The organism is Mycobacterium sp. SMC-21, from assembly GCF_045310825.1.
Lineage (GTDB): Bacteria > Actinomycetota > Actinomycetes > Mycobacteriales > Mycobacteriaceae > Mycobacterium.
Genome location: NZ_JBJIAO010000004.1, coordinates 80,803 through 94,589 on the forward strand (window position 1 = coordinate 80,803; position 13,787 = coordinate 94,589).

The 13,787-nt window shown below is 66.1% G+C and carries 15 protein-coding genes and 2 pseudogenes; 11 read left to right on the top strand and 6 right to left on the bottom strand.

All coding sequences use genetic code 11. The annotated features are described in order from the left end of the window. Window positions 1–80: 80 nt before the first annotated feature. Genes ACJH6H_RS05930 through ACJH6H_RS05940 form a run of 3 tightly spaced genes read right to left on the bottom strand, consistent with a single transcriptional unit; the run spans window position 81 to window position 1,997 of the window. Window positions 81–671: a hypothetical protein gene (locus ACJH6H_RS05930; RefSeq protein WP_346416645.1), complete on the bottom strand. Its 591-nt coding sequence runs from the start codon at window positions 669–671 to the stop codon at window positions 81–83. A 29-nt stretch (window positions 672–700) separates the two neighbouring features. Then, window positions 701–1,336 (bottom strand): hypothetical protein, encoded by a 636-nt coding sequence (locus ACJH6H_RS05935; RefSeq protein ID WP_346416646.1) that lies wholly within the window; start codon window positions 1,334–1,336, stop codon window positions 701–703. A 13-nt stretch (window positions 1,337–1,349) separates the two neighbouring features. Further along, on the bottom strand, window positions 1,350–1,997 hold the full coding sequence (locus tag ACJH6H_RS05940) for a hypothetical protein (RefSeq protein ID WP_346416647.1): 648 nt from the start codon (window positions 1,995–1,997) through the stop codon (window positions 1,350–1,352). Between the two features lie 193 nt (window positions 1,998–2,190). Here ACJH6H_RS05940 and rpsF point away from each other — a divergent pair, with 193 nt between their 5' ends. The 8 genes from rpsF (at window position 2,191) to ACJH6H_RS05980 (ending at window position 9,825) form a co-directional block, all read left to right on the top strand. Continuing rightward, window positions 2,191–2,481 (top strand): 30S ribosomal protein S6, encoded by a 291-nt coding sequence (rpsF, locus tag ACJH6H_RS05945; RefSeq protein WP_020099843.1) that lies wholly within the window; start codon window positions 2,191–2,193, stop codon window positions 2,479–2,481. A gap of 81 nt (window positions 2,482–2,562) precedes the next feature. Next, a complete protein-coding gene (locus ACJH6H_RS05950) occupies window positions 2,563–3,069 on the top strand; it encodes a single-stranded DNA-binding protein (RefSeq protein WP_020099842.1) in 507 nt (168 codons plus the stop codon). A 47-nt stretch (window positions 3,070–3,116) separates the two neighbouring features. Further along, window positions 3,117–3,371, top strand: coding sequence for a 30S ribosomal protein S18 (gene rpsR / locus ACJH6H_RS05955; protein WP_020099841.1), 255 nt, complete (start codon window positions 3,117–3,119; stop codon window positions 3,369–3,371). Window positions 3,372–3,386: 15 nt separating this feature from the next. After that, a complete protein-coding gene (gene rplI / locus ACJH6H_RS05960) occupies window positions 3,387–3,842 on the top strand; it encodes a 50S ribosomal protein L9 (protein ID WP_212807767.1) in 456 nt (151 codons plus the stop codon). A 507-nt stretch (window positions 3,843–4,349) separates the two neighbouring features. Then, complete coding sequence (gene dnaB / locus ACJH6H_RS05965; RefSeq protein ID WP_029120101.1) at window positions 4,350–6,140, top strand: replicative DNA helicase; 1,791 nt, start codon at window positions 4,350–4,352, stop codon at window positions 6,138–6,140. Window positions 6,141–6,752: 612 nt separating this feature from the next. Further along, entirely contained in the window at window positions 6,753–7,994 is a 1,242-nt protein-coding gene (locus ACJH6H_RS05970) for an MCE family protein (RefSeq protein WP_305798840.1), read from the top strand. A gap of 181 nt (window positions 7,995–8,175) precedes the next feature. Next, window positions 8,176–9,153, top strand: a complete 978-nt coding sequence (locus ACJH6H_RS05975; protein WP_346416648.1) for a glycoside hydrolase — start codon at window positions 8,176–8,178, stop codon at window positions 9,151–9,153. A 198-nt stretch (window positions 9,154–9,351) separates the two neighbouring features. Beyond that, window positions 9,352–9,825 carry a hypothetical protein gene (locus tag ACJH6H_RS05980; protein ID WP_212807747.1) on the top strand — a complete coding sequence of 158 codons (474 nt, stop codon included), beginning with the start codon at window positions 9,352–9,354 and terminating at the stop codon, window positions 9,823–9,825. Here the strand turns inward: ACJH6H_RS05980 and ACJH6H_RS05985 are convergent. After that, window positions 9,800–11,032, bottom strand: a complete 1,233-nt coding sequence (locus ACJH6H_RS05985; protein ID WP_212807746.1) for a benzoate/H(+) symporter BenE family transporter — start codon at window positions 11,030–11,032, stop codon at window positions 9,800–9,802. The genes ACJH6H_RS05980 and ACJH6H_RS05985 overlap by 26 nt on opposite strands. Window positions 11,033–11,088: 56 nt before the next feature. Between ACJH6H_RS05985 and ACJH6H_RS05990 the strand changes: the two genes are divergently transcribed. Next, complete coding sequence (locus ACJH6H_RS05990; protein WP_212807745.1) at window positions 11,089–11,604, top strand: helix-turn-helix domain-containing protein; 516 nt, start codon at window positions 11,089–11,091, stop codon at window positions 11,602–11,604. 30 nt (window positions 11,605–11,634) lie between these two features. Here the strand turns inward: ACJH6H_RS05990 and ACJH6H_RS05995 are convergent, their stop codons facing one another. Next, the gene (locus ACJH6H_RS05995) at window positions 11,635–12,474 is read right to left on the bottom strand and encodes an SDR family NAD(P)-dependent oxidoreductase (protein ID WP_212807744.1); all 840 of its coding nucleotides are present in this window, start codon (window positions 12,472–12,474) and stop codon (window positions 11,635–11,637) included. Further along, window positions 12,471–12,809, bottom strand: coding sequence for a nuclear transport factor 2 family protein (locus ACJH6H_RS06000; RefSeq protein WP_212807743.1), 339 nt, complete (start codon window positions 12,807–12,809; stop codon window positions 12,471–12,473). Before ACJH6H_RS06000 ends, ACJH6H_RS05995 begins: the two co-directional genes overlap by 4 nt. 81 nt (window positions 12,810–12,890) lie before the next feature. Here ACJH6H_RS06000 and ACJH6H_RS06005 point away from each other — a divergent pair. Next, window positions 12,891–13,247 (top strand): annotated as a pseudogene (locus ACJH6H_RS06005) (helix-turn-helix domain-containing protein); the annotation flags it as partial. 258 nt (window positions 13,248–13,505) lie between these two features. Continuing rightward, window positions 13,506–13,766, top strand: a pseudogene (locus ACJH6H_RS06010) (GyrI-like domain-containing protein); the annotation flags it as partial. Between the last annotated feature and the right edge of the window lie 21 nt (window positions 13,767–13,787).

Consider the following 13,787-nt stretch of genomic DNA (forward strand, 5'->3'; position numbering starts at 1 on the left):
AGCGTGCACACAGATCACGCAAGTCGCCGGCGCGGCGCGCTGGCTGCACGCTCGCGGCGTCCGCGCGCTCTCCCTCGGACTCAGCCCTGATACGGCGGCAGATACTGCGGAAAGCACTGTGGCGCAACCGGATTGCGGGGCGCCTGTATCCACGCGGTGGTTGACGGCAGCAACGCCAGGACCATCGTGGTGATCGGAAATGCCAGGCCGACAACGGCGCTGACGACACCTTCGGGCGAGTACCAGTCATCCGCCGTCACCGCGGTGGTGAACACGGCGGTCATCAGGTTGCTCACGATGGCCACCGCACATCCACTCACCACGAGCCACCGGCCGAGCATCTTGCGGCGAAAGAGCAGCACTGCGCCGGCGATGAGCAACACGCTCAGCACCGTGCCGAGTACGAGCCCGATGATCACCATGGCGACCATTCCGATGGCGAGGATGCCGAAGATGCTGTCGAGGAACTCGAGATCAGAGCGGTCGAAATTACTGCCGATCGACGCGATGACGATCAGGAAGAACAGCGAGACGGCGGTGATGCCGAGGCTGAGCAATCCGCCGAGTGCCGCCAGCACGCCGGCGGTGATCGCGGTGCCACCGCTCGGTTGGGCCGGCACCGCCGGCAGGGCGGGGTAGGCGCCCGGCTGCGGGTACTGCGGGTACGTCATGTTTTCCCTCTGGCGCCGGGTTGGTCCACTCAGCCCTGGTACGGCGGGTACTGCGGAAAGTATTGCGGCGCAACGGGAGTGCGCTTGGCCTGAATCCAGGCCACCGTCGAGGGTCGCAGTGCCAACACCATCGTCAGGATCGGAAAGAGTAGGCCTAGGAAGCCAAGTCGGGGACCGCCTTCGTATTCCGAGATGGCGTTATGCAACCCGTAGCTGATCACTGTCCCGCCGATGACCAGTGCGCATCCGGCGGTGATGAGCCAGCGGCTGGGCATCTTCCGCATGAACAACATCGTCGCGCCCACGATGAGCAACAAGGCGGCGACCAAGCCCGACGCGACGAAGACGATTGCGAGTGCGTACGTCCCGCCAGGGAAGGAAGCGGCGGACTCACTTCTGATCCGGGCGATCGAGGAGAAACCAGCTAGAGCCATGCCGCCATTCGCCAGCGCACCCAGGATCGACAGGACTGCCGCACCGATCGCTGTGCCGCCACTTGGCGGAGCCGGTGGCATGGGCGGATACCCGCCCGGATAACCAACTGGCTGCGGGTATCCCTGCTGGTAGACGGGCTGCGGCGGATAGCCCTGTGGATACCCCGGCTGCTGCGGGTGGCCGGGCTGCCCCGGAAATCCCTGGCCGTACGGCCCCTGTGGATACGTCATGCTTCCCCCTCGCTCAGCCCTGAGGCGGCGGATAGTACGGATACGGCTGCGGCGCAATGGGATTCCGCTTCGCCCGTATCCATCGGCCGGTCGAGGGCAGGAAAGTGAATACGACGGTCGCCACCGAGAAGATCATGATCGGGAGGGTGATCACCGCCCCGACGGTGCTATCCCCGTCCGCATTTGCGCCCAGGAAGGCTCCCAGTCCGAACGCGAAGATCGGCACGCATCCGACGCCGATGAGCCAGCGACCGGCCGGCTTGCGCGACAGCAGCATGAAGCCCCCAGCCAGGACGAGCAGACCGCCGACGACCGAGATCCCAAGGAACAGGTGGCCGACGTGTGCCGGAGAGCGGGTGGCGAACGGGCCCGGTTCCTTCGTGAGGGACTCCACCAAAGCCATGGCACCGAGGCCCCCATGCAGCAGTCCGCCCATGATCGCCAGCACGCCCGCGATGACTCCACCGATCCCGCCAGTCGACGCGGGCGGCACGGGAGCAGGCGGAAAACCGCCCGGATACGCCCCCGGATACCCGCCCGCCTGCGGGTATCCCTGCTGGTAGACGGGCTGGGGCGGATAACCCTGCGGATAACCCGGCTGCGGCGGGTGGCCGGGTTGCCCCGGATACCCCTGGCCATACGGCCCCTGCGGATACGTCATGCGTCCCCCTCGCCGACAATGATCGTCCACCCAGCCTAGCGAGCTTGACGCCTCCGTCAGGACAGCTCTTCCGAGCGCCGATTTCGCAGCTCAGGGGCTCTTCGGGTAACCTAACCCGGTTGCCGACGCAGGCGACCCTCCTGCCACGGAACACGCCGTGGCCGATACGACCATAGGAGGTGATGGGTTCCACATGCGTCCATACGAAATCATGGTCATTCTCGACCCCACACTTGACGAGCGCACCGTAGCTCCGTCGCTGGAGACGTTCCTGAACGTCGTCCGCAAAGACGGCGGCAGCGTCGAAAAGGTGGACATCTGGGGCCGTCGCCGGCTGGCTTACGAGATCGCCAAGCACGGTGAAGGCATCTACGCGGTTGTCGACCTGAAGGCCGAACCGGCCACGGTCAACGAGCTCGACCGTCAGCTGAACCTGAACGAGTCGGTGTTGCGTACCAAGGTCCTGCGGACCGACAAGCACTAGAAGCACCGAAGCTCTGCGGATTTGTCGCGGGCCTTGCGTAGGCTCGCGCCTAATTCACCCAATCCGTCCCAGGAGGATCTCGTGGCTGGTGACACCACCATCACCGTTATCGGAAACCTGACCGCTGACCCGGAGCTGCGTTTCACGCCGTCCGGAGCTGCTGTTGCGAACTTCACCGTGGCCTCGACGCCGCGGATGTTCGACCGGCAGAGCAACGAGTGGAAGGACGGGGAGGCGCTGTTCCTCCGCTGCAACATCTGGCGCGAGGCGGCCGAGAACGTCGCCGAGAGCCTGACCCGGGGGTCGCGTGTCATCGTGACCGGCCGGCTGAAGCAGCGCTCGTTCGAGACCCGCGAGGGTGAGAAGCGCACCGTGATGGAGGTCGAGGTCGACGAGATCGGCCCGTCCCTGCGGTACGCGACGGCGAAGGTGAACAAGGCCAACCGCAGTGGCGGTGGCGGTGGCGGCTTCGGCGGCGGCGGGGGTTCCCGTCAGTCCGCTGGTGGCGGCGCTCCGGCCGACGACCCGTGGGGCAGCGCCCCGGCTTCGGGTTCGTTCGGCGGCGCCGACGACGAGCCGCCCTTCTGATCCACGTAATTGGCTGGGCAACCAGCTAGACCCAGAAAGAGAAAGACATGGCCAAGGCCACCAAGCGGCGTCCGGCGCCGGAAAAGCCGGTCAAGACCCGCAAGTGCGTGTTCTGCTCCAAGAAGGCGCAGACCATCGATTACAAGGACACCGGACTGCTCCGGACCTACATCAGCGAGCGCGGCAAGATCCGTGCGCGTCGCGTCACCGGTAACTGCGTGCAGCACCAGCGCGACATCGCCATTGCCGTGAAGAACGCCCGCGAGGTTGCGTTGCTCCCGTTCAGCTCGTCGACTCGATAGGGAGGACTGAGAAAAATGAAGCTCATTCTGACCACTGAGGTCGACCACCTGGGTTCGGCCGGCGACACCGTTGAGGTTCGCGACGGCTACGGCCGTAACTACCTGCTGCCCCGCGGCCTGGCCATCGTGGCCACCCGCGGTGCCGAGCGTCAGGCCAACGAGATCCGTCGCGCGCGTGACGCCAAGACGGTTCGCGACCTGGACCACGCCAACGAGCTGAAGCAGGCGATCGAGGCCCTCGGCCCCGTGTCGCTGGCCGTCAAGGCCGGTGCCGACAGCGGCAAGCTGTTCGGTTCGGTGACCGCGGGCGACGTCGTCGCCGCGATCAAGAAGGCCGGTGGCCCGAACCTCGACAAGCGCACCGTAGAGCTGCCCAAGGCGCACATCAAGTCGGTCGGCACCCACAAGATCGCGGTGCGTCTGCACCCGTCGGTCAACGTGCCGGTGTCGCTGGCTGTCGTCGCCGGATAGGCACCCGGTAGCTCAAACAGCAGAACGCCCGGGTGGAGTCAATCTTTGGCTTCGCCCGGGCGTTTTCTGTTGACAGTGGGCGAATTTTTTACGCCAATCTGCAAACAGTGATCTACGCCGGCTGTTAACCTACGCGGCCCTTTTCTGCCACGCGTACGCAACACAACACGCCCGAGATGGCTACCCGGCACGACACGCCGCACCAATTCTCATACACAGGCTCACAGGCGATATATAGGCTGTTGACCTGCAGGGTTGGGAATTTACCCGCTGGTATTCCACAAGTTCTCCCCAACCCGTCAACATCGTTGTCCACGTCTTTCCACATTTCATCCCCAGGGTTATCAACAGGGGTGGTTTCGGGAGGCTCCAGCAACGTCTAGCGTGATGCGTCGCGCGACAGGTGAGTGGCTTGCGGGTCCGACTTGTCGGGGCGGTGAAGTACGGTCACAGGTAGCTCGTTCGAACGTTTGTTTGACATCGATTTTCGGGGAGGAGGAGCGCTTCGTGGCTGTCGCTGACGACCTGGGTCGTTCCGACATGGAGGAGCCGCCCAGCGAGGATTTCGGCCGTCAACCGCCGCAGGACATGGCTGCCGAGCAGTCGGTCCTCGGTGGCATGTTGCTGTCCAAGGACGCGGTCGCCGACGTCCTGGAGCGCCTGCGTCCCGGCGACTTCTACCGCCCCGCGCACCAGAACATCTACGACGCCATCCTCGATCTGTACGGCCGGGGTGAGCCCGCTGACGCCGTCACGGTCGCCGCCGAACTCGACCGTCGCGGACTGCTCAAGCGCATCGGCGGCGCGCCGTATCTGCACACCCTGATCTCCACGGTGCCCACCGCGGCCAACGCCGGCTTCTACGCCGGCATCGTGGCGGAGAAGGCCACGCTGCGCCGCCTCGTCGAGGCCGGCACGCGCGTCGTGCAGTACGGCTACGCGGGCACTGAGGGTGCCGATGTGGCCGACCTCGTGGACCGCGCGCAGGCCGAGATCTACGACGTCACCCAGACCCGCAGCAGTGAGGACTTCACCGTCCTGGAGGAGCTGCTGCAGCCCACCATGGACGAGATCGACGCCATCGCGTCCCAGGGCGGTATCTCGCGCGGTATCCCGACCGGTTTCACCGAGCTCGACGAGATCACCAACGGTCTCCACCCGGGCCAGATGATCATCGTGGCCGCGCGCCCCGGTGTCGGTAAGGCGCTGGCGCTCGACACCCCGCTGCCCACGCCCGGTGGCTGGACCACCATGGGTGATGTCTCGGTGGGCGACGAGCTGATCGACGCCAACGGTCAACCCACCCGCGTGGTCGCCGCGACTCCCGTCATGGAGGAGCGCCCGTGCTACGAGATCGACCTGTCCGACGGCACCACCATCGTGGCCGACGCGTCGCACCAGTGGCCGACCGGCCGCGGCATCGTCACCACCGCGACCCTGCGGCCCGGCGCTGACCGCCTCGAGCCGGCACTGACCGCCGGCGGGCTGGCGGTGCTCACGCGGCCCGTGACGATCACCGATGTGCGCCGGGTGGAATCGGTGCCGGTGCGCTGTGTCGAGGTCGACAACCCGGCCCACCTGTACCTGGCCGGGCGGTCGATGGTGCCGACGCACAATTCGACGATCGGGCTGGACTTCATGCGGTCCTGCTCGATCAAGCACCAGCAGGCCAGCGTCATCTTCTCGCTGGAAATGAGCAAGACCGAGATCGTCATGCGACTGCTCTCGGCCGAAGCCAAGATCAAGCTCGGTGACATGCGCTCGGGTCGCATGAGTGACGACGACTGGACCAAGCTGGCCCGCCGCATGAGCGAGATCTCCGAGGCGCCGCTCTACATCGACGACTCGCCGAACCTGACCATGATGGAGATCCGGGCCAAGGCCCGCCGTCTGCACCAGAAAGCCAACCTGCGGCTCATCGTCGTGGACTACATGCAGCTGATGACCTCGGGTAAGAAGTTCGAGTCCCGGCAGCAGGAAGTCTCGGAGTTCTCGCGGTCGCTGAAGCTGATGGCCAAGGAACTCGAGGTTCCCGTGGTCGCCATCAGCCAGCTGAACCGTGGTCCCGAACAGCGCACCGACAAGCGCCCGCAGGTGTCGGACCTTCGTGAGTCGGGATCGCTGGAGCAGGACGCCGACATGGTCATGCTGCTGCACCGCCCGGACTCCATCGACCGCGACGACCCGCGCGGTGGTGAAGCCGACATCATCCTGGGCAAGCACCGTAACGGCCCGACCGCGAATATCACTGTGGCACACCAGCTTCACTTCTCGCGGTTCACGAATATGGCGAGGTAGTTCTCGGCAGCTCTCACCAGTGATGCCGGAGTGTCGAGGAACGTCAGCTTCCTCGCGGGATATCGCCGAGGTCGGCTCATTTCCTCGGCGCTTCTCGACAAGTCCATCATGACCCCGCCCAAATTCGGGGTGGAAGCGCGGTGGCCGTTGCGGATTGATAGCCAACAGGTCGCCCACCGGCGCTAGCCGGTGATTTCGGTGAGGGAAAGGTCTTGCCCGACTGGTCATTTCGGGGAAACCGCGCATCGGACACCGTTCGGCAAATCGTGGCAGACCACTACCACGGGTGGCGTGAACCCGCCCGCGAAGTCTCGACGGAGATTGAACCGAGTCCCGATACGGAAATGGTCGTGCGGGAAATTGATTCCGCATGGCGGCGGCGATCGTTGGGGGGCTCAGGCAGCTCTCGTGCAGTTCTTGCGGTTCCTGCCGACCATGGCCTGCGTGACGGCGGACACGTCGGATCGCCCATGTGAGCCCGAACACCATGCAGGCCAACAGGTTTCGACAAGCCGTCGATACCGCGTTTAATGACAGGGCGTTTGGCCTAGCGGGCCGGCAAAGGGGGGTGGTGCAGTGGCGGGTCCCGACTCGGGGAGCGACCTCGATGGATTGCCGCCGCCGCCAATCGCCGAGGGGCAGGTCCATGCCCCGTTGAACCCCGACCGTAGCCCGCCGTACCAGGCGGCAGCGGTTGGGCTGGTGCTGTTCTTCGTGCTGGTGCTGGCGCTGACTTGGTCCCAGTTCCGAGGCTATTTCGACACCAAGGCCCAGCTGTTCGTGGTGTACAACCGGTCCGGGTTGTCGATGGATCCTGGTTCCAAGGTCACCTTCAACGGGGTGCCGATCGGCCGGTTGCAGGCCGCTGAGGCCCAGTCTGGGAATGATGGCCGGGCTCAAGCCAAACTTGTTCTCAGCGTCGATCCGCAGTACTTGGACCTGTTGCCGAGCAACGTGGACGTCAAGCTGTTGGCCACCACCGCGTTCGGCAACAAGTACATCGCGTTCACCTCGCCGGCCAACCCGTCGCCACAGCGCCTCAAAAGTGGTGACGTGATCAACGCCAGTGGCGTCACCACGGAGTTCAATACGCTGTTCGAGACCATCACCGCGATCTCCGGGCAGGTGGACCCAGTCAAGCTCAACCAAATTCTGACCGCCGCGGCTCAGGCTCTCGACGGGCTGGGGGACAAGTTCGGACAGTCCTTGGTCAACGGCAACGACATCTTGGGTGACATCAACGCGCGGATGCCCGTATTGCGGCATGACATCAAGGCCTTGGCCGACCTATCGCAGTTGTACGCCGACGCATCCCCGGATCTGTGGGACGGCCTGGCGAACGCGGTCACGACGGCCCGCACCCTCAATGATCAGCGCGGCAATCTGGACCAGACGTTGGTCGCTGCGGTCGGGTTCGGCAACACCGGTGGCGACATCTTGGAGCGAGGTGGTCCGTACCTGACCCGGGGCGCCGAGGACTTGCTGCCGACGACCCGGTTGCTGGACAAGTACAGCCCCGAGTTGGACTGTCTGTTCCGCGGCTTCGCCTCCGGTGCGCCGGCCGCGGCCAAGGGCCTCGGCGGTAACGGTTACTCGCTGGCCATGCACATGGAACTGGTCGGCACCGCCAACGCCTATGTCTACCCAGACAACCTGCCTCGGATCAACGCCTCCGGCGGTCCGATGGGTCGCCCGGGTTGTTGGACGGTCACCAAGGACATCTGGCCGATGCCCTACATGGTGATGGACACCGGCGCGTCGATCGCGCCGTACAACCACTTCGGCTTGGGCTCGCCGTTCGCGTCCGAGTACATCTGGGGACGTCAAGACGGGTCGAGCACCATCAACCCCTGACCCAAGCGTCGCCCGACGGCTCCCGTAGGCGCGGCTCTTCCGCTAGCTGATGACCACGCGCGTGGTTGACGGCCATGGTTGGACAGCGCAGGCGCCACTTTTGTAGCCTCCTGGACAACTAAGGCACATGGGCAGTCGGCTCGACGGAGCAGACGTCGACAGCGTCGAAGGATGCGCAGTCTTGAAGGTTCACTCACCGCTTGTGGCGAATGACGCCGCCCGCAAGCCGGTGGTCGGTGCCATCGCGGGACTGGTCGCACTGAGCGTGGTGTGGGCTGGCGTGGCGCAGGCCGACCCGCCCCAGGATGGGTTGGCACAGCTCAACGAGCTGTCCCGCCAGGTCGAACAGCTGTCCGACACCATCCGCAATGCGCAGCCGGATCTCGACGCGAAGCTGCAGTCGCTGAGTCAGGCGGACAAGAAGCACTCCGACGATCTCGCCGGCCTCGAGGCGACCAAAGCCCAACTGAACGCCTACCAGCAGGACGTGGACCAATATGCCGCTGCGGCCTACATGGGTGGGCGAACCGACGGCGTCAGCGCCATTCTGACCGCGTCGTCGCCCGCGAACCTGATCGCCGCCCTGGCCGTCCAGCGGGTGGTGGCTACCGAGATCTCCGCGCAGATGCGGGGCTTCCGTCAGGCCTACCAGGACGCGCAGGCCAGCGAGGAGGCCTCGGCAAAGTCCGCGGCTGACGCGAAGGCGGCCGTCGACGCGGCTGCTGCGGTCCGAGCGGACTTGCAGAACATGCGGGCTCGGCTGCGTAAGCAGATGGCCGCTGTCAGCGCGAGCTATGCCGCGTTGCCCCCGGCCCAGCAGGCGGGAGTGGTCCTCCCGACGGCAGCCGTCACGGCAGCGTTGGGCCCGATCGCGCCGATCCCCACGGTCGGGATGAGCGGTTTGGTCCCCAACGCGAGGGCGATCGTGGACTACATCATGGCCACCTACCCCGGCGTGAAGTCGATTGGTGGCGTGCGCGCAGATCGGCTTCCCGACCACCCGAGCGGGCATGCGGTGGACATCATGATCGGCTCGGACATGGGTCTCGGGGACGAGATAAAGGCCGATCTCGAGAGTCAGGCGGGACGCTTCGGCATCTCCTACACAATGTGGCGGGTGGCTGCCCACTTCGACCACGTCCACGTGACCGTCTCCTGAAGATCCGTTATTTCGCAAGGTCCCCTCGGACTGGTCGGCCGTGACATCGGGCCGGGCCGCCTGGCCGGAGGCCTTCAACTGCCGGCTTGAGTAGCGCTGCCGCTATGTGCTCGGGATCACGTAATTCGCACGTTCGGCTTGAGCCACCGGTCACGACTAACCCATATACGGCGGTTGCTGGCCGCAACCGCTCACGAGATGAACGCCAAGTCGACGATTGCCGCCAGCGCAGTCGTTCACCAATCTCGAAGGGGGAACTGGAGCAACATGTTTAGCCGTGTACTAGCCCTTGCCGGTGCCGCTGCGGTTCTCGGCGCGCTGCTATCTACAGCAATCCCTGTGCAGCTGGGAGCTGTGGACCGGTTTGGAACGCCGATTCCCTGCGGGACCGGCTTTCGCCCGGACTTCGAAGTCGCCCGAGTACAAGACCAGATCAATTTGGATCTGCACACCAACCGCGGGCCCATGTTCGCGCCGAGCAACTATGTCGAGCAGTGCCAGTCGATACTGGCTGACCGTCAGTCGACGACGCTGCCGGTTGGCGCCGGTGGAGTGGTGGCCCTCATCGCGGCCGTGGTCCTGTGGAGTCACCGCCGTCCGCAGGCGGGCGAGGAACCTGCCATGGCGCCTGTGCTGACGCCGCCGTTCAGCCGAGAGGCTGCGTTGTCGTAGCAGCAGGCGCACTTCGGCGCGACGGTTCTGGAGCGGCGGCGGCCGCAGGCCTGAGCAGTCGGTGTGCGATCACGCCGATCACCAGCGCCCAGAACGCCGCACCGACACCGGCCACCGTCGTTCCCGAGGCGGCAACGATCAGCGTCACCGCTGCGGGGAGTCGCGCCGATTCGTCGGCCATTGCTCCCGCGCAGGCGCCGGCAAAAGCACTGAGTAGTGCCACACCGGCAACGGCCTGCACGACACCCGCCGGGGCCGCGAGAACAGCCGCTGTCAGTCCGGTGGAGACCAGGCCGAGCCCGCAGTACACCGCCCCCGTCGTGAACCCGGCGATCCAGCGGCGCCGGGGGTTCGGATCGGCGTCCGGTGCGGCCGCCAACGCGGCGCTGATCGCGGCCAAGTTGACGGCGTGTCCGCCGAACGGAGTCGCCAGCAAGGAACCGATCCCGGTCACCGTCAGCGCCGGACGCCAGGGAACGCGGTAACCGAAGCCCGACATGACAGCGACGCCGGGGATGTTCTGCGCTGCCATGGTCACGATGTACAGCGGCACAGCGATGCCGGTGAGCGCTTGCATGGTGAAGGTGGGAGCCGTGACCTGCAGGTGGGGGATCCATGCAGTGGCTGCGGGCAGGGCGTGGTTGCGGACCAGTGTCACCGTGATCACCACCAGGGCGGCGCCGAACGCGGCCGGTACGGCCCAGCGGGGCCGGAGCGCGATCATGATCAGCCACACCACCAGCACCGGTGCGATCGCACCCGGATCGTGGGCCAAGGCGGTAACTGGAGCGACGCACAGCGGGAGGAGGACCCCCGCGAGCATCGCCTGAGCGACGGGATTGGGGATGCGGGTGACCAGGCGCGCGAGCGCCGGCCAGAGGCCCGTCGCCAGCAGCAGCACCGCCGTGAGCGCGAACGCGCCGACGGCCGCGGGCCACCCGCCGGCCACCGCACCGGTCGTGACCAGCAGCGCCGCGCCGGGCGTCGACCACGCACTGGTGATCGGCATCCGGAACCGCCACGACAGCAGCATCGATGACGCGCCCATCGCCAAACTCACCGCCACCAGACCCGAGGCCGCCTGTTGCGGATTTGCGCCCGCTGCCCGCAGCCCCGCGAGTACCACCGCGAACGACGACGTGAAGCCGACCAGGGCGCACACCACGCCGGCACTGATCGGGACTGCCTTCGAGACGTCCTGTTCCATCCGCACCCTCCGTTCTGAATACGGAACGTTCTGTAAACAGAACGTACCATGAAGAGATGTATGCGGGAGAGGTCGGTCGCCGGTTGCGAGAGCTGCGGGTGGAGCGGGGTCTGAGCCTGTCCGAGCTCGCCCGCCGAGCCGGGGTGGGCAAGGGGTCGTTGTCCGAGATCGAGTCGGGCGGCCGCAATCCCACGGTCGAGACCCTCTATGCCCTGTGTGAACCCCTGGATGTGCCGCTGACCGCGCTGGTCGGCGAGACCCCGGGCGTGCACCCAGCCGCCGACGGCGGGATGCGCACGGTGCTGCTTTCGGTGCGGCACCTGCCCCGGGTGACCGTTGAGGTGTTCCGCCTGGAGTTCCCCGATGGCGCCGAGCACATCTCGCCGTCGCACGGGGTCGGCGTTCGCGAGCACCTCACGGTTGTCGATGGCAAGGTGCTGGCCGGGCCGGTCGGTGAGGAGAGTCTGGTCGAGGAGGGGGCGACGCTGAGTTGGCTGAGCGATCGCCGCCACCGGTTCGCCGCTCCCGATGGTGCTGCTGAAGCGGTAGTGGTGATCACCACCCCGCGGTGAGGGCCGGCGGAAGGAAGCCGGGCCGCCCGGCTAGGAAGGGAAATCCGCGCTGCGAGAGAGTCTTTCGTTCGCCCGGATGTCGGCCAGGTTCTGCTCCAGCGCATCGATCACGGCGTCGTATCCGCTGTTGCCCAGGACCAGCCGGCGGGGCGGCGGGTCCTGGGCCATCGCCGCGAGTACCGCACGAGCTCCGCGGCGAGGGTCGCCGGGCTGCGCACCGTCCATCCCGACGAAGGTGGCACGGACCTGCTCCAGCATGTCGTGATATTCCGGAATTGCCTCAGCGACAGGCTCATTGGCGAAGCCGGCGTAGGCATTCGTGCGGAACGCTCCGGGTTCGACCGTCAAGACGGAGATGCCCTGTGCGGCGACCTCGTCGCGTAGCGCATCGGTGATGGCTTCGATGGCGAACTTCGTCGCGCTGTAGTAGCCGAATCCGACGGCCGACACGAGCCCGGCCACCGAGGACACGTTGACGATCCACCCGCTTCCGCGGGCGCGCATGCCTGGCAGCACGGCGCGCGTCACGGCCAGCACCGCAAAGAAGTTCAGTTCGAACATCGCCCGCAACGAGGTCTCGTCCATTCCCTCGATCGATCCGTACCAACCGCGACCCGCATTGTTGACCAGCACATCGATACCGCCGAAGTGCTCCTCGGCCGCGCGCACCGCGCGCTGTACCTGCGCTGCATCGGTGAGTTCCAGCGGCACGACGAGAACGGCGTCACCGTACTGTTCGGCCCAGGTCGCCAGCTCCTGCGGGCGCCGGGACGTCAGCACCACACGGTCTCCCGTCTCGAGCGCCGCTTCGGCGAAGGCCACCCCGAAGCCGCCGGGCGTACCGCCGGTGATGAACCATCTCCGGCTCATGGCTCGATCACCAACCGGCTGATCGACTCGCCGTCGAGGGTGAAGCGGAAACGGAGGTCGACGACCCCGCCGGGGAAGTCGCCCTCCAGATGCTGACCGACGTCGATGGTCGTGTCGGTGGTGGTCGCCCCGGTGAACTCGGAGGTATAGGTGTACTCGCCGGCTGAGGCGGTCAGCCAGGCTCCAATCTCGTGACGGCCTGTGTAGTCGCGCCCCTCATCGGTCACGACCGCATCGGCGGTGAAGGTGGCAACCGCGCGGCCGTCCTGCGGGGTGCTGAGCGCGGTCATGAACGTCTTTATGTTGTCCGGGAGGCCATCCCAATCTGTGGTCATGACCTCACGGTGGAGCTTCCTGTAGGGGGAGGGTCAAGTCGGGGCCGCGATGTTGACCTTGCCCTAGGGGGAGACTGCAGGATGGCCTCAGCCGATAACGCGGGCGGCGGATCGCATGAGGAGGACGGCGTGGGCGCACAGGTTTCGATCGGTGACTTCGCCGTGATGACCAGCCTGAGTAGGAAAGCGCTACGGCACTACCACGACATCGGGATCCTCGAACCGGCACACGTCGACGCGTACACCGGCTACCGCTTCTATGACACCAGCCAGGTCGACCATGCACACATCATTCGCCGGTTTCGATCCCTCGGCATGTCCATTCCCGACATCAAAGCGCTGCTGACCACAGACGACGCCGCGACGCGCACCCAGATCATCACGGCTCATCTCGAACAGATGGAGGTCCAGCTGCAACAGACGCGTGACACCGTTGGCGCGCTGCGCGAGTTGCTTTCGCCCGTGCAGACTCCCGCCTTCGTGGCAGTGCGCCATGAGCCGGCACTGGCCGTGTGGTCCATCGGCGCCACCATCGAGGTATCCGAGATCGACAGCTGGTTCGCGGCGACGCTGAGGACACTGCGAGACGCAGTTGCCGCAGTAGGCGCACCGTCCCTCGTCGTGCCTGGCGGCCTCTACGACCGGGCGCTCTTTCTCGAATCACGCGGCCACGCAACCCTGTTCGTTCCCGCGCCGCAATCGGCGGAGCCTCCGGACGGTGTCCGCGCGGAGGTGTTACCCAAGGCCGAATACGCGGTGCTCACCCACTCCGGTGGTCACGACGAAAGCATCGACCGCAGCTACGGGGCACTGGGCAAATACGCGAACGAGCACCTGATCAGCGGCCAGGGTCCGATCCGTGAACACTACCTCGGCGGAACACCCGCAGCTCCAACAACATTCACCGCTACGGAGATCTGCTGGCCGGTCTTCAGCACCACGCCGCCGCCGGACTGACAGCAGCCCGCGACCAGACCG

Coding starts and splice junctions, on each gene's coding strand:
- ACJH6H_RS05930 (WP_346416645.1), bottom strand. CDS start 671: ATGACGTACCCGCAGTACCCGCAGCCGGGCGCCTACCCCGCCCTGCCG.
- ACJH6H_RS05940 (WP_346416647.1), bottom strand. CDS start 1,997: ATGACGTATCCGCAGGGGCCGTATGGCCAGGGGTATCCGGGGCAACCC.
- ACJH6H_RS06000 (WP_212807743.1), bottom strand. CDS start 12,809: ATGACCACAGATTGGGATGGCCTCCCGGACAACATAAAGACGTTCATG.
- ACJH6H_RS05980 (WP_212807747.1), top strand. CDS start 9,352: ATGAACGCCAAGTCGACGATTGCCGCCAGCGCAGTCGTTCACCAATCT.
- ACJH6H_RS05990 (WP_212807745.1), top strand. CDS start 11,089: ATGTATGCGGGAGAGGTCGGTCGCCGGTTGCGAGAGCTGCGGGTGGAG.
- ACJH6H_RS05995 (WP_212807744.1), bottom strand. CDS start 12,474: ATGAGCCGGAGATGGTTCATCACCGGCGGTACGCCCGGCGGCTTCGGG.
- rpsF (WP_020099843.1), top strand. CDS start 2,191: ATGCGTCCATACGAAATCATGGTCATTCTCGACCCCACACTTGACGAG.
- rplI (WP_212807767.1), top strand. CDS start 3,387: ATGAAGCTCATTCTGACCACTGAGGTCGACCACCTGGGTTCGGCCGGC.
- rpsR (WP_020099841.1), top strand. CDS start 3,117: ATGGCCAAGGCCACCAAGCGGCGTCCGGCGCCGGAAAAGCCGGTCAAG.
- ACJH6H_RS05985 (WP_212807746.1), bottom strand. CDS start 11,032: ATGGAACAGGACGTCTCGAAGGCAGTCCCGATCAGTGCCGGCGTGGTG.
- ACJH6H_RS05935 (WP_346416646.1), bottom strand. CDS start 1,336: ATGACGTATCCACAGGGGCCGTACGGCCAGGGATTTCCGGGGCAGCCC.